We start from the raw sequence: 22772 nt of genomic DNA, 5'->3' as shown, positions 1-22772 counted from the left end.
TGCAGCTAGGGAAACTGGAACGGGTGATCGAGCCAGGAATTACATCCCGAAACCGCCCATACCCATACCGCCCATACCCATGCCACCCATACCCATGCCGCCCATGCCACCCATGCCGCCCATACCGCCCATGGGATCACCACCAGCGGGAGCAGCGGGTTTCGGTTCGGGTTTATCAACCACGATCGCCTCGGTGGTCAGCACCAAACCGGCGATCGAGGCGGCATTTTGCAGGGCCGTCCGCAACACCTTAGCCGGGTCAATGATCCCCGCCGCTTGGGTGTCTTCGTAGGCTCCGGTCAGCGCGTTGAAGCCGATGTGATCGCCCTGGTTGCGCACCTTTTCAACCACCACAGCGCCTTCGTAACCGGCGTTTTCGGCAATTTGGCTGAGGGGCGTGGTCAAGGCTTGGGCCACAATACCGGCCCCGATCGCCTCTTCCGCGTTCAGGGTGGCCTTGAAGCTTTCGGCCAGTTTGGCCAGGCGCATCAGGGTTGCCCCACCACCGGCTACCACCCCTTCCGCGATCGCGGCTTTGGTGGCGTTCACGGCATCTTCAATGCGCAGCTTCCGTTCCTTCAGTTCGGTTTCGGTGGCCGCGCCCACTTTAATTACAGCCACACCACCCACCAAGCGGGCGATCCGCTCTTGCAGCTTTTCGGTGTCGTAGTCGCTGTCGGTGGCGGCCAGTTCGTCCTTGAGCTGTTGCACGCGCGCGGCAATGGCGGCTTGATCTGCCCGATCGCCCGCCACAATCGTGGTCGAGTCCTTGGTGATCGTCACCTTTTGGGCATATCCCAAAACGCTGGTATCACAGGATTCGAGCTTCGTGCCCGTCTCTTCGCTCACCACCTGGCCATCGACCACAAGGGCGATATCTTCAAGCATGAACTTGCGACGCTCGCCAAAGCCCGGAGCTTTCACAGCGGCCACGTTCAGCACGCCCCGCAGTTTGTTGATCACCAAGGTGGAAAGCGCGTCGCCTTCAATATCTTGGGCAATGATCAACAGCGATTTGCCATCGCGCACCACTCCTTCCAGAATGCTCACAATTTCCGCGAGGCTATTGATTTTGCCGTCTGTCAGCAGCACAGCCACGTTGTGCAACTCCGTGATCATCCGCTCGGAGTCGGTCACGAAGTAGGGCGAGGTGTAGCCGCGATCAAACTGCATCCCTTCCACCACATCCACTTCGGTGGTCAAGGATTTCGACTCTTCCACGGTGATCACGCCGTTTTGGGTGACCCGATCGAAGGCGTTGGCGATCGTGCTGCCGATTTCTGGGTCGCTACCGGCGGCCACGGCGGCAATTTGGGCGATCGCCTCGTTGCTGCTGATCGGTTGCGCCAGCTCGTTAATTTCCGCCACCAACCGGGCAACGGTTTTGTCAATCCCGCGCCGCAGGGCCACGGGGTTGGTACCGGCGGTCACATTTTTCATGCCCTCACGCACCAGGGCTTGGGCCAACACGGTGGCCGTCGTGGTTCCGTCACCAGCAATATCTTTGGTTTTGGTGGCCACTTCGCGCACCAGGCGAGCACCCGTATTCTCCAGGGGGCTTTCCAGTTCAATTTCTTTCGCGATCGTGATGCCGTCATTCACGATGCTGGGAATGCCAAATTTCTTTTCCAGCAAAACGTTTCGGCCTTTAGGGCCCAGCGTGACGCGCACGGCATCGGCCAAGGCGTTAACACCGTTTTCGAGGGCGCGGCGCGATTCGTCGCTGAAGGAGACGATCTTAACCATAGGGGTGTGGGGTCGCTATCCGTGATTTACCAATGGTTCACCCCAAGACTGTATGCAAATTTGGCACTCTCGGAAAGGGAGTGCTAACCGAACCTATGGCTTGCCATTAATTGCCCAGCTTTCCTAATCGCTCGCTCGATCGCGTGGCGTTTGCAGGATTATTCGCAGGGTTAAAGCGGCCATTAGTCCTTCAGGCCCTCCCTCAAGTCCCATCTCTCAACTTGTTTGCCCGATCGCGCCCTAAATTTCCTCAAAGCGAATGTTGGTGTTCATGGTGTCAGGAGACAGCATCGTTCCTTGCAACACCAACACCACCGAGGGGCTGCCGCTGCCTTGAACCGTCACTTGGTCGCCCACTTCCAGGGTGTTGCGCGGGGCGGTGCTGCTGGGTTTGAGGCCCAAGCTGGCCGGCGGGTCAAAAACAATGCTGAACCCCCATTGCCCGATCGTGGTGTTGGTGGTGCGTTCGGTGTAGCCCAAGCGGCCGAGCGCTTGGCGATAGAACTGGATGGCAGCTTCTGCGTTGGATTTGCTCTGGAAGTTCAGGCTTTGCTGACCGTAGGCATTGGCCGCAAAGATGGCGGGCCGGTTGGCGGGGGCGGTGGTCGGTTGGGGCAACCCGCGCAGAATGTTGAGGACATTGGGGGCGCTGGGCTGGCTGGGGCGGGTTTGGGCGATCGCCTGGGGGGCTGATAAATTCAAAATCCCGATCGCCCCGCCGAGCATTCCACCGGTCACCAGCAAACCCAACAGCCCGATCGCCAGGGGATTCGCCAGGGGATTCGCCAGGGAATTCGGGGTTTGGCGCTGGCTTGTCTGGCCCAGATAGCTGGTCTCAACCGTTTGAGGTTCGCTCATCATTAATTAACCAAATCCTAAGGCCAGGATCTTAGGCCAGAAAACAAGCGGGCGATCGCCCGATGCTCTATCCTTTGATGGGACGGGTGATGATTTCAGCCGATCGCTTTGCGATTTTTTGGCGCATTCGGCGAATTCATCAAACCCAACTCCATGCCGCCTTTCTCAATTGTTTTCAGCCATGACTGCCACCCAGGTCAGCGACCTCGAAGCCCAACTGAGCCAACTGCAAGCCGAAGCCCAAAGCGCGATCGGCCAAGCCCCTGACCTCGACGCGATCGAGCAGTTGCGCGTTGCCTTCCTGGGCAAAAAAGGCAAAATCTCCGCCGTGCTGGGGGGCATGGGCAAGCTGCCCGCCGAAGATCGGCCGCGGATTGGAGCCAAGGCCAACGAAGTGAAAGACGCGGTGCAAGACCTGCTCGATCGGCGACGGGCAGATCTGCAAGCGGCGGCCATTCGGGCCCGGCTGGATGCGGAAACCTTAGATGTGACCGCGCCGGGAACCTATCGCCCCTTAGGCCGCAAGCATCCCCTCGCCAGCACGATCGACCGGGTAGTCGATATCTGCGTTGGCTTGGGCTACACGGTGGCCGATGGCCCCGAAATGGAAACGGACTATTACAACTTCGAGGCCCTGAACACCCCCGCCGACCACCCGGCCCGCGACATGGCCGACACCTTCTATTTGCCCGATGGAAACCTGCTGCGCACCCACACTTCCGCCGTGCAGCTTCGTTACATGGAAGAGCGCGAACCGCCCATCCGCGTTGTGGCTCCCGGCCGGGTCTATCGACGCGACACGGTGGATGCAACCCATGCGGCCGTGTTCCACCAAATTGAGCTGCTGGCGATCGATGAGGGTCTGACCTTCACGGACATGAAAGGCACGATCGAAACCCTCCTGGGCGAAATTTTCGGGGAAGTGGAAGTGCGGTTCCGCGCCAGCTACTTCCCCTTCACGGAACCCTCGGCGGAGGTGGATGTGAAGTGGAAAGGGCGCTGGCTAGAGGTGCTGGGTTGCGGCATGGTGGATCCCAATGTGATGAAGTCCGCTGGGCTAGATCCGGAGGTCTATTCAGGCTTTGCGGCGGGCTTTGGGGTGGAGCGATTCGCCATGGTTCTGCACCAAATCGACGATATTCGCCGGGTTTATGCCAGCGATCTCCGGTTTTTGCGCCAGTTCTAAGCAGGCCTCACCCAATCAGGTTTAATTCCCATCAGGTTTAATTAATTGTGCTCCCGATGGCGACGAGCAACGATGGGGCCGATCGCTGGCGATCGCTGATGGTGGGGAATTCGCGCTGGCATTGGGGCGATTGGACGGGCGATCGGCTCGATCGCGTTTGGGATGATGCACAGCCGCCCCCGGATCACCTGGCCCTAGAGCAACCCGTTTGGGCCGCCTCAGTGGTTCCGGGAGCACTCGATCGATGGAGCGATCGGGCTGACTGGCGCATCATCACGTTGGCCGATCTCCCGATCGGGGGGCTGTATTCCACCTTGGGGATCGATCGTGCCTTGGCTGTGCTGGGCGCGGGTCAGCGCTACGGCTTCCCGGCCCTGGTGATTGATGGCGGCACGGCCCTGACCGTGACGGCTGTGGATCCAAACCGACAACTAATCGGCGGGGCGATCGCGCCGGGGTTGGGGTTGCAATTGCGCAGCCTCACGGAAAAGACTGCCGCCCTGCCGGCCGTGCTGCCACCCACCCAACTCCCAACCCTCTGGGCCCAGGACTCGATCGGGGCGATCGCCAGTGGGGTGGTCTGGGGCGTGGCCGTCCTGGCGCAAACTTGGTTGCAAACCTGGCGATCGCGCTATCCCCACGGCACGGCGGTGATTACCGGCGGCGATGGCCCCGCGATCGCGCAATATCTCCGGGCAATTGACCCAACCCTCACGGTTGATTTACACCCGGATCCTTCCATCATCTTTGCGGGCATTCAAGCCGTTCGTTCCGATCAGAACAAGCCAGAATTTTTCCAAAGCCCTTGAGCGCTCATCCGCGACCGATCAACCACAGATGAGCCAGAACGTAACAGAATATTAATAATCAGTTTAAACTGCTTAATTGCGTTGTTTTGAACTCGTTGGGTCGCGATTGCCCAGGACATTCTGATACTTTATTTCCCCCAATCATGACCCAAACTCAAGGTACGGCACTGGTTACGGGTTCCGCCATTCGGCTTGGCAAGGCGATCGCCCTCGGTTTGGCCAAAGCAGGCTACAACATTGCCCTGCACTATGGTTCCTCCCACGATGCAGCCCAGGAAACGGCGGCGGAATTTCGCGCTTTGGGAGTGGAATGCGAGCTGTTTCCCTTTGACTTGCTCCATGAGCCGGACATGCAGCCTTTGATCGATCGTGTGCGATCGCGCTTTGGCGATTTAAGCCTGTTGGTTAACAGTGCTTCCGTGTATGACGCAGCCCCGATCGCAGAGACAACGCCTGACCTGTTTGCCAAGCAATTTAAGGTGAATTTTGAAGCCCCCTACTTCCTCACCCAAGCCTTTGCCAAAAACGGCGGAACCGGCTGTGTGATTAACATCATCGACAACAAGGTGGCTTTCAACCAATATCAATATTCAGCCTATTTGCTCTCCAAAAAAGCCTTGGCAGAATTTACAAAATTGGCGGCGATCGAACTGGCTCCCCAAGTGCGGGTTAATGGCATTGCTCCGGGTGTCATTTTGCCCGCCGGGAGCCGCACCAGTGACTATATTCAGTGGCGAGTTCAGGGCATTCCCGTGAAGCAACAAGGCTCTACGGAAAACATTTCCCAAGCGGTGAACTATATCCTGAATAATCCTTTTGTGAATGGGCAAATTTTGTTTGTGGATGGGGGCGAATCCCTAACCAATGTGGGGCAAAATGCCGTGACCTACGAGCAGACCACCCAAATTAAGCAATAAACACAAGGGCGATCCCAAACGGCGATCGCCCTTTTTTCCAGCGATCGCCTGTTCCCGTTTAACCAACGTTTGATTCCGCTTCTGAGGCTAAATTCCATGTATCAAGCAATTTTGTCCGTTGGTTCCAACATTGAACCCCAGCACCATTGCCAGCAAGCGGAGCAAATTTTAGCCCAGGAACATCAACTGGTTGATAAATCCGCTTACATTGTGACCGCTCCCGTTGGCTATCAAGATCAGGATGATTTCTTGAATGGGGCCTATTGGGTATCCACCCACTTAAGCTATTTGGAATTTAATCAATATTTGAAGGATTTGGAAAAGCGCCTAGGGCGTGTCAAGGGGCCAATTAAATCTGGACCCCGGACGATCGACCTCGATATCATCATTTGGGATGGGCAAGTGGTGCATGATGATTTCTACAGCAAGGATTACACCAAGATTCCGGTGCAAGAACTGCTCGATCGCCACGGAATTCAATTGGCGGCATCCCAGGCGATCGGCTAAATTTTCGGTGAATTTCCTGACCCGATCGCGTAACCGATTGCATCACCCATTTTCGGTGAATCTCTGGTTCAAAAACCTACTCAAACACCACCGTGCGGTTGCCATACACCAACACCCGGTTTTGTAAGTGCAACCGCACCGCTCTGGCCAAAACCACCCGTTCTAGATCTTTCCCCTTGCGGACCAAATCCTCAACGGTGTCGCGGTGGCTGACTCGGGAAACATCCTGTTCAATAATCGGCCCTTCATCCAGATCTTGGGTGACGTAGTGGGCCGTTGCGCCAATCACTTTCACGCCCCGATCGTGTGCCCGTTGGTAGGGATTAGCTCCGGGAAATGCGGGCAAAAAGGAATGGTGAATGTTAATTGCATTCGGGAAAGCCGCCACAAATCCCGGGGTAAGAATTTGCATATATTTCGCCAGCACCACCAAATCAATTTGATATTCCCGCAGTAGCTCCAATTGTTTAGCTTCGGCTTCGGCCTTGGTGTCTTTGCTGATGGGCACGTGGTGATAGTCGATGCCAAATTGTTGGGCGATCGGGGCCAAGTCCGGGTGATTGCTAATAATGAGAACGATTTTGGCGGGAATTTCACCGGCTTTGTTCCGCCACAGCAAATCCAGCAGGCAATGATCTTGGCGGCTAACCCAAATGGCCATCCGGGGAACTTCGTCAGAGAAGTGAAGCTGCCAAGTTGCGCCGAGGGGTTTGGCGATCGCCCCAAAGGCTGGATCAATTAAATCGCGGGGCAAATTAAACCCATCCAGTTGCCATTCAACCCGACTCAAAAAGAGATTGGCTGTTGGGTCTTGGTGTTGGTCGGCGTGCAGAATATTGCCACCGTTGGCATCAATAAAACTGGCAATTTTGGCGACTAAACCCCGTTGATCTGGACAGTTAATGAGCAGTGTTGCAGTGGCTAAAGACATGTTTGCAAAGGTGGCAGGCGCGATCGAACCTTTGAATTTTAAGCGAAACCCCGACGAACACAGGGCCGTAGATTCCGTAGGGGCGTACAGCGGTACGCCCTCCGCTGTACGCCCTCCGCTGTACGCTCTCCGCCAGGATCAATCGCTTGATCTCCTTTGGGTATTGGGGGATTGGGGGATCTGGCGTACCGGAGGGCGCATGGCGATGCGCCCCTACGGTGAGGCTGCGGGCGATCGGGGTTGATCGCCTGATCTCGGTTGGGTATTCGAGACTTGGCGTACCGGAGGGCGCATGGCGATGCGCCCCTACGGTGAGGCTGCGGGCGATGGTGAGGTCGTGGGGCTGGGGCTGGCTGTGGGGCTAGCCGTCGGGCTGACTGTGGGGCCGGCTGTCGGGCTGGGCGTGACCGATCCGCTCGGGCTGGGACTCGGGGGCGGCGGCGGTTGCTTCCATTCCGCCAAGGGCCGATCGACCGTGGCGAGCTGGAAATCCTTGGGGATTAAGGCCACGGACACCTTACCCGGCAAAGGTTGAGGCGGATCCACCAGCGCATAGAGAAAAGAATCGTCAAACCCAGCCTGCCCGATCGCCAGTCGATGTTGCTGGCCGGTTTTCAGGCGCATCGTGATTTCGGCACGGGGGCGATCGAGGCCCAATTCTGCAAGCTGGGCGGGCGATCGCTCAATGGTGCGATCGCGCTGAGACGAGGCCAGCAAACTGGTCAAAAACGCCACAGCTCCATCGCTGGCCGGTTCCGCTGCACCTCCATTCAACCGCAGTTCCCACAGGGTTTGCCCCGGTTGGAAGTTGGCCCGGCGATCGAGCTGCACGGTGCGATCGCCCAATTTCAGGGTCAACTGTTGAATATCGGCTTCCGCAAAGCCAAACAGCTTGGCCTGTTGCTGCTGTTGGGCTTGTTTTTGGGTGGATTGCGTCTCAAACAAAGCCACGCCACCGGCCACCCCCAGGGCGATCGCCAAAATCCAAAGGGTCGAAGATTTGAGCTTCATGGTTGTTCGCTCCCTAGCGTCGCTTCCACCACATCACACCCGCCAAGGTCAGCCCCCCGATCGGGAACACCCCCAACGCCAACAGCAGCAACAGCGCGGACTGTTGATTCGTGATGGTGAAACGTCGGTTATTGGGTTCGCGCGGCCGAATGGAAAGGCTGCTTTCCGCGCGATCGCCCAACCAACCCACCGAATTCAGAAACACATCGCCATTGAGCTGCTGGCTAAATAGCCCATCCGCCATAAACGACGAGTTACCAATCACCACCAGCCGAGCGGCTTTCGGAGGGGCCGGGCTGGGGGAAGGACTCGGGGCCGGGCTGGGGCTGGCCGTCGGGGATGCGGTTGGGGATCCAGTCGGGCTGGGGCTAGCCGTCGGAGAAGCAGTTGGGGATGTGGTCGGAGATACCGTCGGAGATACGGTCGGACTTGGGCTGGCCGTTGGGGATGCCGTTGGAGATACGGTCGGACTTGGGCTGGCCGTTGGGGATGCCGTTGGAGATACGGTCGGGCTGGGGCTGGCCGTCGGGCTAGGACTGGGGGAGGGACTCGCGGCCGGTTCAGGGGCGATCGCCCGTTCCAAGGCAACCCCCAAAACCAACGGCCCTTGGCGATCTTGCGGGGGCGTGAAGGTGAGCTGTTGGGCGGTGGGTTCGCTTTCAGCCCAACTCTTTTCGTCGGTTTTGATGAGAGGTGTGGCCGTGATGCCGCTGATGGTGACGATTTCGAGCGATCGCGCCACCGGGTAAATCGAAACCCCGCCTTTGAAATCCTGGGTGATTGGGTGGTCGCCATATTGGGTGACGATCGGGGCATCGGGGCCTAAACCGGCCAACTGGCCCGTTCCCGACGCATCCACCACCAGGCGGTTATCCAGCTTCACCCCCCAACGGGTCAGCAACTGGCTGAGGCCGCCATCGGACGCGGGATCCAACAGCGCCAACAGCCGCCCACCCCGCTGCAAATAGGTTTCCAGCAGTGCCAGTTCCCGATCGAGCAAAGGACGTTGGGGGCCAATGATCGCCAAGGCAATGCCATCCTCGGGAATTTTGCCCTCACGAATCAGGTTCAAGGGTTTGGCGATGAAGTTTTTGGTTTTCAGGCCCGTCACCGCTTCCGTCAAACCGCCCTGCTCTCCTTCAATTGGGCGCTCTCCGTGGCCTTGCAGGAAATAAATCGTTGCTTGGGTGGTGCTGGAAAGCTGGGCGATCGCGTTGGTTAACTCCGTTTCCTTCAGGCGACTTTCGGGCCCCAAGGTGGTCACTAAGCGTTTTTGTTCACCTGCTTCCAAATACACTTCCCCAAAGGATTTGACCTTAAAACTTTGGGCCCGGCCAAAATCCACCTGTGGATCGACTAATTCATAGGTGAAGTTGGGATTTAATTTGGCGTAATTACTCAGCAGTTCCCGATCGGTATCAGAGAGCGATCGATCAAAAATCAAGATTTTGATTTTTTGACCCAAATTGCGTACCGTTTCCTGGGTTTCGGGAGCCAGCGTAAACAGTTGAGTTTCGGTTAAATCAAACTTGGTACTGTAACGAGATCCCAAGAAATTGATCGCCCCAAAAATTAGCAACGCGGCCAAGGTCGCCAACAACGCATTGGTATTGGATTGGGTCGATCGCTGGCTCCAAGTGCGGCGCAAATTACCGTGGGTGACCAGCCAAATCCCGATCGCCACAATGCCAGCGACCATCAGCCCCCCAGCCAAGGGCCCCCAGCCACCCACAAAGCCCGCTGACAGGCCCGCCGCCATCAGGAACAGGCCCACGAAAATTAGATATTTACCGAGATATCTAAGCCCAGATTTGAGATAACGAGGCAACAGTTGCCGCACAGATGCCAGTTTCATAGCCACTAAATCAGTTCCCCCTGAATGGCAAACAAGCCAGAATCAATACTGAATTCGCTCAATTTCACTTGCTCAATTTCACTTGCTCAATTTCACTTGCTCAATTTCACTTGCTCAATTTCACGCGCACAATTTCATCTGCTCAATTGCAGTTCCTCAGTTGCATTTCCCTAATCGCACTCAGGCGCTTGAACTCAGGCAATCAAATTTAGGTGATGAAATTTAGGCGATCGCCCCAAAATGCAGACTGCTGAGGATATGCCTAGGAGCGCTGAAAACGGAAAGTTTCTACCGATTGAGCCGTCAAGAAAATCCCGAGTAGGATATAGCTCAAAAACAAAATTGCACTGCCTGTTTCGGGCACACCACGCACCGCCGCTTCGTAATGTTTCAGCAAAGATAAATGCCCGATCGCCTGACCCACATCACCCCCGATCGCGTTAGCCAACAGATCAATAATCCAGAGGGAAAGATTGAGGGCAAAGGTCATCATCGCCGCCAAAACCGTGCTAGCCGTCAGGGATGACAGGAACATTCCCAGAGACAAAACGCCACCCCCCATCAGCAACAGCCCCAGGTGTCCTGATACTGCCACCCAAGGAGAAATGGGCGGATTAGAAGCCGCCAAAACAATCAATTCCAGCAACAGAATCGGAGCCAAAATGCTGGCAAAAAAGGTCAGCACCCCCAAGAGCTTGCCCAGGGCTACGGCCCAGTTCGTAATTGGTGATGTGGCTAATAGCTCGATCGTGCCGCGTTTGCGCTCTTCGGTATAGAGACTCATGGACAAAATCGGCAGAATGAAAAGGGATAGTGACCCCAAACTCCCCAAATAAATTTTCAGAAATTCATAGGGAACATCGATCGGCGGCACAGGAATGCCCATTTGCTGGCCCTGCATATCGCGCATGGCCGATTGGGCAATGATGCCCGCCGGCCCCAGCAGCACCGCCACAAAGAAGATGCCTGCAATTAACCAAAAAATACTAGCCACTCCATAGGCTAAGGGAGAGACAAAATAACTCTGTAATTCCCGTTGATAGATGGCCACAATATTGGCCAAAATCACTCGCAATCGATGTCCTAAGTTAACAGCCATGCCTCAGTTTCAACCATCCTTGAGAAAAATCTAAAAGTTAGCCGTGAAAGATGCGCAAGCAAAATCGAGAAGCCAGCATTCAGAATTGAAAGTTGAGAAGTAAGAAGAATCAGTCGTGGCAATTAAAGCAGGAAAGTATTAGGAAACACGGCCAGGAGAAAGCACTTTTGAATCATGCAATTCGTTGACTAGCTGGTTGCCGGTTCCATATCCGTCACTCGCAATCCATGGGCAGAAAAGCTGGCAGCTCAAAACTGGCATGACAGATCAACCCAAGCGGGCCTTATTCAGCCGCTTCCGGGGACGAGTCCGGGGAAATGGCAAGGTTGATCGGTTCGGGATCCGCAGCCACCGGATCAAGGGAGTCGATCGCCCCAGTTATCTCCGTTGGGGTTGTCGGTTCCTCCGTGGTCAAATCCAAAAACACATCTTCCAAGGTGGCTTGGCTGCGGCGCAATTCACATAGCCCCAAATCGGCGGCAATGACGGCGCGGGCAATTTCCTGGGCCGGTTCCGTATCTCGCTCGATCGCCACCTTCAACCGCAATCGATCGGGTCGATCGCCCGGTGATCCTTGGGGCGTGACCGATCGGACTCCCGCCAACGTTTGCAACCGCTCCACCAACTGGGCCGCCCGATCGAGCAATTGCGGCGGATCTCCTTCCGTCAGGGTCACCAACGCCGACTCAGCGCCATCAATTTCCAAGTCGTAGGCCGCGCCGCCCACACGACCCGCCATCAGGTTGTCGGGGGTGTCGGTGGCCACCACTCGCCCACCGTTCACGATCGCCACCCGGCTGCAAGTCATGCTCACTTCCGGCAGGATGTGGGTGGACAAAATCACCGTATGGTCGCCCGCCAAACTTTTGATCAGGTTACGGACTTCCGCAATTTGGCGCGGATCCAGACCCACCGTTGGCTCGTCCAACACAATGGCCGGTGGATCATGCACGATCGCCTGGGCAATCCCTACCCGCTGGCGATAGCCCTTCGACAATTTATTAATGATGGTTTTGCGGCGATCGCTCAAACCACAGCGCTCGATCGACCAGCGCACCCGCTCCGCCCGATCGCCCGCCGAAACGCCCTTAATTCGCGCCACAAAGTTCAAAAATCCCTCCACCGTCATATCTGGGTAGAGAGGCGGCGTTTCTGGCAAATAGCCAATCCGTTCGCGCACCGCCATCGAATCGTCATGCACATCAAATCCCGCCACCCGCGCCGTGCCACTGGTGGCCGGTAGATAGCCGGTCAAAATTCGCATTGTGGTGGTTTTGCCTGCACCGTTGGGGCCCAGAAACCCCAAAATTTCTCCCGGCTCCACAGAAAACGTCACCTCGCGAATGGCTACGGTGCTGCCGTAAACCTTCCGCAACTGTTCCACTTCAATCATGGCGAGCGATCTCGGTCAAAAATCCCAGTCGATCGGCCCCAAAGCCGAGACCACGCCCCATTATGCCGCACGGCTTCCCGAACGACATGACCCGATCGTCAACCGGTTCGATCGTTTCGATAATGGTTAATGGTCGGGTCTATCAAGTCGATCGATCAATTCGTGGGTTTTAAGGTTTATCTTTTAAGCTTTATTTTTAAGGTTTACAGTCTTTACCTAAAATAATTGGCACACCATATCGCAAATGCCGTGAAGCAACGATTTGGTGGGCAATGCCCACCCTACGGGCTAACGAAGACAAGGGGCTTAAGCCCCTTATTCCGATGATTTTCAATTCGATTTCTTCGGTTATTGAATCACGGATTCTATTTCAAGCTTCCGGATCAAAGGTCTATGATTCCAGCAGCTCCGGCGGCTGATGAATATTGCGCGCCAAGCCCAAAATAGACAGCACCCAAATCGCCCACCAGGTCATATCGATTTCCCACCAACGCCAACCACATTTCGCCACATGGGGGTAGGCATGGTGATTGTTATGCCAACCTTCGCCATAGGTCAAAATGGCCGCCCACCAGAGATTGCGGGTGGTGTCTTCAGTCGCAAAGGGACGATAGCCCCCGTACAAATGGGTTACGGAATTGATGAACCAGGTGGAATGCCAAAGCAAAACGGCTCGCAGGAAAATGCCGTAAATCACAAAAGACCAACCACCCCAGAAATACAACCCGATCGCGATCGGGAGTTGCAGCCACAGGAAGTTTTGATTTAACCACCGATAAACGGGGTCGCGGGCCAAATCTGGCGCGTAGCGTTGGTATTGATCGTATTCAAAAAACTCCGGCCGCGGATACAACATCCAGAGCATATGGCTCCACCAAAAGCCGCGCCGAGAGGAATAGGGATCCTTGTCTTCATCTTCGGTGAAAGCGTGGTGCAATCGGTGACCCGCAACCCAAAAGATTGGCCCCCCTTGCAGCGCCATGGAGCCAATTAAGGCAATCAAATATTCTAGGGGTTTGGGCACTTGGAAACTGCGATGGCTGAGGAGGCGGTGAAAGCCGAGACAGATGCCAATGCTGCCAAATAGCCAGTGCAACAGGAGGCAAACTCCCAGTGCTGACCAAGAGAAAAACCAAGGAGCAGAGAGGGCAACAAGATGAAAGACAGCAAAGAATCCTACGGCCCACAGGTTTAACTTGACCGGCGGACGATCGGCTGATAGCTGTTTCCAAATAACGGTCATGAACACAACTCCTCAAGAGCCACAAATAAACCGGTGATTTCGGCTGGGGTGGTTTGGCCGAACAAAAAGGGGAGGTGCGATCGCGCAGTCTCCCCCATCCAATGAGTGCTGAGAATGACGAATCCGACGAATTAATCTGTGTCGATCTAAGGTGTGCAAAATGGTGCGAAGTTGTGCAAGAGAAATTTCAATTCATTCCAATCAACTTTGATTGCTCTGAGTTAATCAATGCTAATTTCAATCAATTTCGACTTATCTTGATTGATTTTCATTAATTAAAGTCAACTCTGATCAATCTTGGTTGATTGCAATTAATTTTATTCAATTGCAATCAATCGCAGTCAATCCACATCAACAATCGGTAGCTACTGAGATCGGGTCATTTCAAGATTGACAGAACTAGTCTGATCAAGCTCTGAAATTTCAACAGATTAAGACGAGCGGATTAAGACAAACGGATTAGGAGCGATCGCACCTGGAAATGGATTTGCGCTTCTACGGGGTAACGAATTCATGCCAACCATGACATTGATTCACCATTTCCATCAGCCTCAAGACCAATTTTGACACCACAAACTTTCAGTTAGCCTGTCACAAACTTTCAGTTAGCCTGCGATTGCGGGAGCTGTCAGGCTAGCGGGTTGAAAGTCCGCTTGAAAGTCCGATTGCAAGGCCGCAACGGGTTGAAAGTCCGCCGAACTTGCCAAATCCAAAGGAAACTGGTGCGCGTTCCGTTCATGCATCACTTCGATGCCCAAGTTGGCTCGATTCAACACATCAGCCCAGGTGTTAATCGGGTGTCCTTGGCTATCCAAAATGGAGTTATTGAAATTAAATCCATTCAGGTTAAAAGACATGGTGGAAACGCCCAAGGCGGCGAACCAAATGCCAATCACGGGCCAAGCGGCTAAGAAGAAGTGCAACGAACGGGAATTATTGAAGCTGGCGTATTGAAAAATCAACCGGCCAAAGTAACCGTGGGCTGCCACGATGTTGTAGGTTTCCGTTTCTTGGCCGAACTTGTAGCCATGATTAGGCGATTCGTTCATGTTGGTTTCCCGCACCAAGGAAGAGGTCACCAACGAGCCATGCATGGCGGAAAACAGTGCGCCACCAAAAACACCAGCCACGCCCAACATGTGGAAGGGGTGCATCAGGATGTTGTGCTCCGGCGAGAACACAATCATGAAGTTGAAAGTGCCGGAAATGCCGAGCATCATGCCATCGGAAAAGCTACCTTGCCCGATCGGGTAAATCAACAAAACAGCGGTGGCAGCAGCGACGGGAGCCGAAAAGGCCACGGGAATCCAAGGACGCATTCCCAATCGGTAGCTCAGTTCCCATTGGCGACCCAGGTAGCTGTAGATCGCAATCAGGAAGTGGAAAACGATCAGCTCGTAGGGGCCACCGTTGTAGAGCCATTCATCCAATGAGGCGGCTTCCCAAATGGGGTAAAAGTGCAACCCGATCGCAGCGGATGGGGGAATCACGGTGGCGGAAATCAGATTGTTGCCATAGAGCAGGGAACCAGCAACGGGTTCGCGGATGCCGTCAATGTCTACGGGCGGCGCGGCAATGAATGCCAGGATGAAGACGATCGCGGCGGTCAGCATGGTGGGGATCATCAACACACCAAACCAGCCCACATACAAGCGGTTTTCGGTGCTGGTGATCCAGTTACAAAAACGATCCCAGCGACTAGGCGCGGGAGTCGATCGCAAAGATAGGGTCATGGATGAGTACCTCTGTCAAACCTTGGTTAAGGTTGGTATTCTGGGGACTCAGAAAGCCCACCAGACTTGGGGTTATGGCTACTGGAGGCCGGGTAAGCAGGAATTAAATGGGGGCACAGGGGCGATCGAACAAGTCGAAAGCGATTCCCTATGCCCCTATGGGACTAGCACTCCAGTGACGGGCAATGCCTTAGATTCAGAGAGCTAATGCTTTGAGCAACCCGCAAGCGATCGCCCAGTCAGCCTTCAGCCTTTGATTCCGGGCATTGCCCATTGAGATGGGACGCTCAATCTCCCAGGAATTGAGTGACCCCAGCCCGAACCTGTATTCGTTTTATAACTATAAAGCGATTGAAGAATCAAGTATCATCCAATCAACTAATGAAATCAATCTTGATTAATCAGAATTATTAATTTATAAATCGGCCCATTCCGGGGCGATCGGCCAGTCGATCGAAACCCCAGTTCTCGAAACCTTGATATCGTTGAATTTTTATGACCACACCTCTTTGGCCCTACGTCACACCCGGCATTCCCGATGATTTGTTTGAGCGGTTGCCGGGCATTCCGATGACCAAGCGCGAAACCCGGCTGGCGATTTTGTCCATGTTGCGGTTGTCGGCCAATTCCGTGCTGTGGGATATCGGCGCAGGAACGGGGACGATTTCGGTGGAAGCCGCTTTGATGATCCCGCAAGGGCGAGTGGTGGCGATCGAGCGAGATTCCGACGTGGTGCAACTAATTCGGACTAACTGCGATCGCTTTGGGGTCAAGAATGTGCGGGTGGTGGAAGGCAGCGCGCCGGACTGTTTTGGCCTGCTGAAGCAACCGCCCGATCGGGTCTGCATCGGTGGTGGGCGGCCCCTGAAGGACTTGTTGGAAACAGCGTGGGAGCGGCTGCCTTTGGGGGGGCGCGTGGTGGCCCTGTCTACCAGCTTGGAGGGCCTGTACGCCCTTTCGGAAGCCCTGGCGGAGGTGCAAGCGTTGAACATTGAGGTGGTGCAAGCGGCGGGCAATCGCTTGGAGCGGCGGGCCAATAGCCAGGTTTTGGCGGCGATCGACCCGCTGTTCATTCTCTGTGGCGAGAAGGGCGAAGGTTAGGGGAATAGGCGGAGATTTTTAGGCAATCTATGCCGGCCTCGTCAGAAATGGTTCGTATTGCGCTATATCCTTGGGCATTTCCGTCCCTGCGGTGAACATGCGATCGAACGGGCAGCAAACACCATGACACGATCCCCAGCGCCCCTATCCGGCGTTTTGGCCAAATCCCAAGCCTTAGCCAAGCCAGTCAACCAGCCATTCAACCAGCGATTAACCCAGTTATTCAGCAAGCCATTCCACAAGCCATTCACCAAGCCGTTAGGGTTGAGCAGGCTATTGCCGGGCACATTACTCTCGGGCACATTACTCTCGGGCGCGATCGGGGCGGGGCCCCTGGCGCTGGGGGCGATCGCAGCTCCCACCGATGGCGGTGATCATTGGTCGCGAAGCTGTTTGGCAGCTTTGGCCGAGCGGCGATGGTTACCCCTGAACAGCGCTGGGCAATTTCAGCCCGATGAGCCAGCCACCCCGGAAGATTTGGCGCGGCTGCTGAATCAGGCTGTCCCAGAAGGCCCCCTGATCGCCCGCACCAGCAAGGACAACGAACCCCTGCGCCGCGATCGGGCAATTGCCATGATCATGACCCGCTTGGGCTGGACGGATAACGCGGCCGACCCTCGGGCTGGAACCCTGTTGCGCCAAACCTTTGAAGATGGTGAACGGGTGGAATTTCCAGTGCGACCGGCCGTGGCCGCCGCCGTCCGGGCCGGCAAGGTGGTGAGCTATCCCAACCCCCGTCGCTTGGAGCCGGAGCGATCGGTCACCCGAGGAGAGGCCGCCGCTTTCCTCTGCCAAGCCCTGAATGATCGGTTGGAAACCCCCGCCACCGATGCCTTCACGCCCTTCGTGGCCCGGCCGCCGGAAACACGCGGCGCTTGGTTAACCAACATCGACAGCGATATCTTGTTCGATCGCGATCGCCTGCGTCAGGCCCTTGAAAACCTGAAAGCCGCCAACTTCAACACCGTTTACATCACCGTTTGGAACGGTGGCTACACCCTCTACCCCAGCGACGTGGCCGAACGGGCCAGCGGCCAACGCATTGACCCCCACCCCGGTCTGCAAGGGCGAGACATCCTCGCCGAGGCGATCGCTGAAGGTCGTCGTTTAGGTTTGGCCGTTGTGCCCTGGTTGGAATTTGGGTTAATGGCTCCGGCCAACTCCGAGTTAGCTCGGCGGAATCCAGGTTGGATTGCCCAGCGCCGTGATGGTTCCAACCGGTTTCAGTACGGACGCGATACAAGGGTTTGGTTGAATCCTGGCCACCCGGATGTGCAGAAATTCATGACCGATTTGGTAGATGAGCTGGCTGCTCGCTACCCGGTGGACGGCATTCAATTTGATGACCATTTCGCCTATCCGGTGGAGTTGGGTTATGACCCCACCACCTTGGCCCAATACGCCCTGGAGCGAGATGGCCAAACCCCGCCGGATTTAGCCACAGATCCAGACTGGATGCGCTGGCGATCGGGTCGGCTAACACAACTGATGGGGCAAATTCAACAAACCCTCAAGGCCAAGCGATCGACGGCGATCATGTCCCTTTCGCCCAATCCCCAACCCTTTGCCTACAGCACTTCCTTGCAATCTTGGTCAGACTGGGTGGGGCGCGGCTGGATTGATGAACTGATTGTGCAAATTTACCGGGAAGATCCAGCCCTCTTTGAGGCGGAACTGCTCGATCGGGATTTACAAATTGCCAGTTACAAAATTCCCGTCAGCGTCGGCATTCTCACGGGGCTGAAGGTCAAGCCCATGCCAATCGATCGCGTGGCCACCCAAGTGCAACTGGTGCGCCAAAAGCAACTGGCCGGCGTGTCCTTCTTTTTCTATGAAAGCCTCTGGAATTTGACCTCTGAGAACCGAGAGCGCCGCCAACAAACCATCCGCCGACTCTTTTTCAATCCCGCCTTCCGCTCCAATCGCTAATCCTTGCCCAAGCGCGGCCGATCGATGGGCTGCATCAGCCCCTTCAGCAACCAGCCCCATTGCGTCCTGTGGGGATTGGTTGCTGCCAAAATCCGTCTCCACCCCTCCGAAAACCTGACTTCTCCCTTTAGCAAAAGTGATGGATAAGCAAACTAATTTTGTCGATCTTATTTAAAGATTGCTTGAAGATTGGAGAGATAGATTGAGTTTTTATGGATTTCGCCAAATAATGGATGAATCGTAATTTAACGACAACCCAAGAATCAACTCAAGATGGGTTGTATGGGTGCTGTGAGGATAGTGCGCGGCACAATTCAAGAAAGTCTGTCAGGAAGCTGTGGCCATACCCATTTGTCAACGTTTGGGGTCTAAATTAGGCTGAAGTTTGGATGGTGTTTTTTCTAAATCCCACTTTGTCCTTGTTGCTTCATGATCGCAACAAAGCCTGAATTGATCAAATTCAGGTTAAATCCCATACTTGGCCGATTGTTGCGGTCTTCTTTCTAAGCATCTAATTGCAGACTGAATTGAGGCGATCGCTCCTCTTTTTTGCAGATCTCGAATTTCCCAGATCTCCATGTGTCAATCAATACCCGATCGCCTCGGATCAGATCCTGATTTGATTCTGGGCTGGTCAGGATATGATCGAACGCAAGCTTTGCTCTTTTCCTAAGAAGACAATTTAAAAACCCCCTTAGAAACCACCGGACTGTTGGTTCTAGGCGGAGATAAATGAGTTCTAGGAGATTGCCAATGTGGCATTGGGGCAATGAAGTTTCATGGGATTGACATCGACAGGGACGTGATTGCTAGGTGGGCAAAATTTAGTTAGCCTTCCCGCAATTTTCCCTATCGATTGTTATCAACCATGGTGTTGAGTGTTGATCGATCGCTAGGTGACCAGACACCCCATCCCCCAAAGACCCCCAAAAGAGTCCCCATCGGGGGCCCCAAATGCACCCCAGAAAATGCCCGAGACTGAGGAGGCTAATCAACAGTCGGCACAGGTGTGAAGATGGTTAGCATCAAGGCAGTTCGCTGCTGTTGATGGGTGGTTGGTGTTCCTAAAGATTGTGGCCCCGTTGCTCATGCTGATTCCCCAAAACCTGGTTCGATCGAGTTACCCATGCGCTGACCTGCCTTTGCAAATCCGACCGGCGGAGTTTCGAGACTTAGCCGAGTTAGCCGATTTGTTGGCGGACAGCTTTCACCGACGACAAGGCTGGTGGCGTTGGCTGTTCCCCCTGTTGCGGGCTGGCATCTACGAAGATTTGCGAACGCGACTGCAATCCCAGCGCGATCGCTGTCTGTGTTTGGTAGCTTTTACGGCCCCCACGGCGGCGACGGGTCGGGTTCAGCATCCTGAGCTGATCGGCACGATCGAGATTGCAGCACGCTCCAATCTGCCTTGGCGATTGAACCAACATCACTATCCCTACATTTCCAATCTGGCGGTACGCACCGACTATCGTCGGCGGGGAGTTGCACTCCAACTCCTGTCCGCTTGCGAAGAAGTGGCACGTCACTGGGATAGTTCCGCCCTGTATCTTCATGTCCTGGCCGATAATTGTGCGGCGAGGCGGTTATACGATCGAGCTGGCTTTGTCCCCAGCGGGCGATCGGGCGGTGGTTCTCGACCCAGTTGGCAACGTTCCACACGTCTGTTGTTGCAAAAGCCATTGGGGTAAGCTACGACCGTGATTCGCCTCTCTCTCTCTCCCGATCGTTTTTCTATCGCCGCCCATCGAGACCCGTCCCACGTCGCCTCTGTGTTTCAGCTTGACCCGCCGCCCCTCGACCCGATCAACCCCGAATCGCCCCTCGGCCGTGTTCTGAGTGGTCAGGTTTGGATTGTCAACAATCGTCGCCGCAACGGCCTGTTGTTGATCAAAGAGTTCTATGCCGAATTTGCGGGGCCCGGGGCGGCGGTGGGCGGTCTGGTGGATCAAGACTGTCAGGCGGTGATTCCGTTGGGAGATTTTGAGCTGTTGCTGCCCAAGTCTTTAAAGGAGCAGGAAACAGGCTACCGAATTCGGTTGCAATGGCTGAAGTTGGTGGAACGATTCACGGCGCGGGGCGATGCCAAGCAGCGGGCCCGCAAACTGCTGGATCAGTTTGAAGAATTTTTCGATCGCTCAGATATTGACAAGTTACCGGATCAAGTCCTAGCGGCGGCCGTTGGTGTGTTGCCCCACGTGATTCGTGCGGCCCGCCACAAGTGATCCTAGGAGATATCTAGATATCTTCTCTAGAGATCTTCTAATGAGTACCCATTGTGAGTACCCATTGGATGAGTGCCCATTGGAGTATTCGTTAGCAGCATAAGCTTCAGTCCCCCGAACGAACGGGTTTGCACCGGCACAACGAATTTGCGGTGCTTGGGAGAGGACGTTTGGTGTTTTGATGGTTGGGTTCTTTTCGATCGCCCCGGTCGCCGTCGTGTATCTCCAGCGTCTGCATCTGCGCCAGTTTCGGAACTATGCCGAGCAGTGGGTTGAATTTGTTGCGCCCAAGACGATCCTGGTGGGGGACAATGCCCAGGGCAAATCCAACCTCTTAGAGGCGGTGGAGCTGCTGGCCACCCTGCGATCGCACCGCACCAGCCGCGATGGAGATTTGGTGCGATCGGCCCAAGACTGCGCCCAAATTACCGGTTGGATCGATCGAGCAGCGGGGCCCCTGGAACTGAGCTTGAGCCTGCGACGGGTGGGCAGACGCACCCTGGTACGGAGCGGCGAAACCCTGCGACGGCAACTGGACGGGCTGGGATCCCTGAATGCGGTGGAATTTTCCAGTCTTGATCTGGACTTGGTACGGGGCGGGCCGGAGCAGCGCCGCCGTTGGTTAGATGGCTTGGTGATGCAACTGGAGCCAATCTATGCGCACCTGTTACGCCAATACGAGCGGGTGTTGCGCCAACGGAATGCCCTGTTGCGAGATTGGGCCAAACAGCGCCGCCAGGGTCAGGCCCTGAGCGATCGGGCGGCAGAGCTGGCCGTTTGGGATGCGCAATTGGCGGCTACGGGAACCCGGCTAATTCGACGGCGGGCCAGGGCGATCGCCCGGTTAGCCCCCTTGGCCAGTCGTTGGCATGGGGCCATTAGCGGCCGCGTGGAAACCCTGACGCTGACCTATGCGCCGAATGTGGCGATCGCGCCGGATGTGTGGCAATTGCCGGCCCTGGAAGAAGCGCGGGCCATTGAAGCCACCTTGTTGGCCCAAATGCGCGATCGGGGGGAAATTGAGCAATACCAAGGCACATCCCTGGTGGGCCCCCACCGGGATGAAGTGACCCTGGCGGTGGATGATGCCCCGGCTAAACAGTACGGCTCCCAAGGGCAACAACGCACGTTAGTTTTGGCGCTGAAGCTGGCGGAACTTTGCGCGATCGAGGCCGTGGTGGGGGAACCGCCGCTGTTGCTGTTGGATGACGTGTTGGCGGAACTGGACTTAGCCCGCCAGAACCAATTATTGGGGGCGATCGCCGATCGGTTTCAAACGATTGTCACCACCACGCACCTGGGAGCCTTTGATGCTCGCTGGCTGGATTCGGCCCAGGTGCTGACGGTGCGATCGGGCGAGATCGTAGCCTGACGGCCTGATTCAAGGAGTTTCAGTTCGGAAGTTTGAACCTTTGAATTCGGCTAAATTCAACTAAATTTGACTGAATTTAACTGAATTCAACTCGTTAAAACGGAATTTCATCATAATCCAGCTCATCACTCGGAGCCGGAGCCGTGGTCGGAGCCGGGGCCGGACGAGGCGGCACGGTGGCAGCCGGCGGCGGCGCCGATCGATAGCTGGCATTGGTGGGCGGGGCCACGGGCGCGGCCATGGCTGAGCTGGCCAGCGATCCCAAGCTGTGAACACGGCCCACCCGCAACTCGGCCCGTTTTTCCTTAAATCCTTCGGGACGATCGATCGTGGTCATGGTGAGTCGGCCTTCCAAAATCACCCGATCGCCCTGATGGCAAGACTGCTGAATTTCATTGGCCAAATTGCCAAACCCCACCGCCTTAATCGTCGCGGACGGATCTTCAGGGCGCTGCCCCGGAAATTGCACCAACATCTCCGCGATCGCCAAGTTATCCGGCGTGTAGCGCAGTTCGGGATCCTTCACCACCTCTGCCATCAACACACAGCTATTCATGACGCGATCGCCTCCAAAATTACGAACATTAATCAATATCTAACCTTACGCCTAACCTTTAGACCCAGCACTTTCTCTCTCCCTCATGCCAAGCCTTGGTCTCTAGTTTCAAGGCCCTCGCCGCCAAAAGCAAATGGTTGGGGTGATCAGGACGAATTACAGCCCACCGGAATCGCCACCCCATCAGAATTGCATGAGAGACCCAGTTAGAGGTTAGGATTGGCCGCCGATCGGCCCCCGGCCAGTTGTTAAAGATAGTTAAAAAATCGCAAAACCACCAGCAAAGTAGGCGTGAATTGAGCGC

20 protein-coding genes are annotated in these 22772 nt (G+C 55.5%); 10 read left to right on the top strand and 10 right to left on the bottom strand.

All coding sequences use genetic code 11. The features are described from left to right. Positions 1 to 39: 39 nt before the first annotated feature. Together groL and ACZA91_RS13605 are read right to left on the bottom strand one after the other, a co-directional pair. On the bottom strand, positions 40 to 1746 hold the full coding sequence (gene groL, locus ACZA91_RS13610) for a chaperonin GroEL (RefSeq protein WP_099532486.1): 1707 nt from the start codon (positions 1744 to 1746) through the stop codon (positions 40 to 42). A gap of 240 nt (positions 1747 to 1986) precedes the next feature. After that, positions 1987 to 2607, bottom strand: a complete 621-nt coding sequence (locus ACZA91_RS13605) for a hypothetical protein (protein ID WP_463182754.1) — start codon at positions 2605 to 2607, stop codon at positions 1987 to 1989. A 178-nt stretch (positions 2608 to 2785) separates the two neighbouring features. Between ACZA91_RS13605 and pheS the strand changes: the two genes are divergently transcribed. From pheS to folK, 4 genes are all read left to right on the top strand, one after another. Next, positions 2786 to 3790, top strand: a complete 1005-nt coding sequence (gene pheS, locus ACZA91_RS13600) for a phenylalanine--tRNA ligase subunit alpha (RefSeq protein ID WP_099534160.1) — start codon at positions 2786 to 2788, stop codon at positions 3788 to 3790. A 56-nt stretch (positions 3791 to 3846) separates the two neighbouring features. Next, entirely contained in the window at positions 3847 to 4599 is a 753-nt protein-coding gene (locus ACZA91_RS13595; RefSeq protein ID WP_463182750.1) for a pantothenate kinase, read from the top strand. A gap of 143 nt (positions 4600 to 4742) precedes the next feature. After that, complete coding sequence (locus ACZA91_RS13590; RefSeq protein ID WP_463182747.1) at positions 4743 to 5516, top strand: SDR family oxidoreductase; 774 nt, start codon at positions 4743 to 4745, stop codon at positions 5514 to 5516. Positions 5517 to 5612: 96 nt separating this feature from the next. Beyond that, positions 5613 to 6023, top strand: a complete 411-nt coding sequence (folK, locus tag ACZA91_RS13585) for a 2-amino-4-hydroxy-6-hydroxymethyldihydropteridine diphosphokinase (RefSeq protein WP_099534157.1) — start codon at positions 5613 to 5615, stop codon at positions 6021 to 6023. Positions 6024 to 6099: 76 nt separating this feature from the next. On the opposite strand, the gene purU is transcribed toward folK, so the two are convergent. The 5 genes from purU to ACZA91_RS13560 all read right to left on the bottom strand — a co-directional run bounded on the left by purU (position 6100) and on the right by ACZA91_RS13560 (position 12312). Beyond that, positions 6100 to 6954: a formyltetrahydrofolate deformylase gene (purU, locus tag ACZA91_RS13580; protein ID WP_099534156.1), complete on the bottom strand. Its 855-nt coding sequence runs from the start codon at positions 6952 to 6954 to the stop codon at positions 6100 to 6102. Positions 6955 to 7260: 306 nt separating this feature from the next. Continuing rightward, positions 7261 to 7965: a DUF4340 domain-containing protein gene (locus tag ACZA91_RS13575; protein ID WP_099534155.1), complete on the bottom strand. Its 705-nt coding sequence runs from the start codon at positions 7963 to 7965 to the stop codon at positions 7261 to 7263. A gap of 13 nt (positions 7966 to 7978) precedes the next feature. Further along, the gene (locus ACZA91_RS13570) at positions 7979 to 9820 is read right to left on the bottom strand and encodes a GldG family protein (RefSeq protein ID WP_463182743.1); all 1842 of its coding nucleotides are present in this window, start codon (positions 9818 to 9820) and stop codon (positions 7979 to 7981) included. Positions 9821 to 10082: 262 nt separating this feature from the next. Continuing rightward, positions 10083 to 10895, bottom strand: a complete 813-nt coding sequence (locus tag ACZA91_RS13565) for an ABC transporter permease (RefSeq protein ID WP_190527193.1) — start codon at positions 10893 to 10895, stop codon at positions 10083 to 10085. Between the two features lie 307 nt (positions 10896 to 11202). After that, on the bottom strand, positions 11203 to 12312 hold the full coding sequence (locus tag ACZA91_RS13560; RefSeq protein WP_463182740.1) for an ABC transporter ATP-binding protein: 1110 nt from the start codon (positions 12310 to 12312) through the stop codon (positions 11203 to 11205). Between ACZA91_RS13560 and ACZA91_RS13555 the strand changes: the two genes are divergently transcribed. Continuing rightward, complete coding sequence (locus ACZA91_RS13555) at positions 12311 to 12442, top strand: hypothetical protein (protein WP_463182737.1); 132 nt, start codon at positions 12311 to 12313, stop codon at positions 12440 to 12442. The two genes, ACZA91_RS13560 and ACZA91_RS13555, sit on opposite strands and share 2 nt — an antisense overlap. Before the next feature lie 261 nt (positions 12443 to 12703). Here the strand turns inward: ACZA91_RS13555 and ACZA91_RS13550 are convergent, their stop codons facing one another. Both ACZA91_RS13550 and psbA read right to left on the bottom strand, forming a co-directional pair. Next, positions 12704 to 13555, bottom strand: a complete 852-nt coding sequence (locus ACZA91_RS13550; RefSeq protein WP_190355266.1) for an acyl-CoA desaturase — start codon at positions 13553 to 13555, stop codon at positions 12704 to 12706. 605 nt (positions 13556 to 14160) lie between these two features. After that, the gene (gene psbA, locus ACZA91_RS13545) at positions 14161 to 15288 is read right to left on the bottom strand and encodes a photosystem II q(b) protein (protein WP_393013940.1); all 1128 of its coding nucleotides are present in this window, start codon (positions 15286 to 15288) and stop codon (positions 14161 to 14163) included. 495 nt (positions 15289 to 15783) lie between these two features. Between psbA and cbiT the strand changes: the two genes are divergently transcribed. The 5 genes from cbiT to recF all read left to right on the top strand — a co-directional run bounded on the left by cbiT (position 15784) and on the right by recF (position 21912). Beyond that, positions 15784 to 16389 (top strand): precorrin-6Y C5,15-methyltransferase subunit CbiT, encoded by a 606-nt coding sequence (cbiT, locus tag ACZA91_RS13540; RefSeq protein ID WP_190355268.1) that lies wholly within the window; start codon positions 15784 to 15786, stop codon positions 16387 to 16389. Positions 16390 to 16512: 123 nt separating this feature from the next. After that, positions 16513 to 18318: a glycoside hydrolase family 10 protein gene (locus ACZA91_RS13535; protein WP_463182732.1), complete on the top strand. Its 1806-nt coding sequence runs from the start codon at positions 16513 to 16515 to the stop codon at positions 18316 to 18318. Between the two features lie 1058 nt (positions 18319 to 19376). Next, the gene (locus tag ACZA91_RS13530) at positions 19377 to 20006 is read left to right on the top strand and encodes a GNAT family N-acetyltransferase (RefSeq protein ID WP_143472934.1); all 630 of its coding nucleotides are present in this window, start codon (positions 19377 to 19379) and stop codon (positions 20004 to 20006) included. Between the two features lie 9 nt (positions 20007 to 20015). After that, positions 20016 to 20540 (top strand): hypothetical protein, encoded by a 525-nt coding sequence (locus tag ACZA91_RS13525; protein ID WP_463182727.1) that lies wholly within the window; start codon positions 20016 to 20018, stop codon positions 20538 to 20540. A 217-nt stretch (positions 20541 to 20757) separates the two neighbouring features. Next, positions 20758 to 21912: a DNA replication/repair protein RecF gene (gene recF, locus ACZA91_RS13520; RefSeq protein WP_190355308.1), complete on the top strand. Its 1155-nt coding sequence runs from the start codon at positions 20758 to 20760 to the stop codon at positions 21910 to 21912. A 94-nt stretch (positions 21913 to 22006) separates the two neighbouring features. Here the strand turns inward: recF and ACZA91_RS13515 are convergent, their stop codons facing one another. After that, complete coding sequence (locus ACZA91_RS13515; protein WP_463182724.1) at positions 22007 to 22468, bottom strand: single-stranded DNA-binding protein; 462 nt, start codon at positions 22466 to 22468, stop codon at positions 22007 to 22009. Between the last annotated feature and the right edge of the window lie 304 nt (positions 22469 to 22772).

The organism is Limnothrix sp. CMB-01, assembly GCF_055193175.1.
Note: the sequence above shows the minus strand (reverse complement) of the source record. Positions and strands in the feature narration are given on the sequence as shown.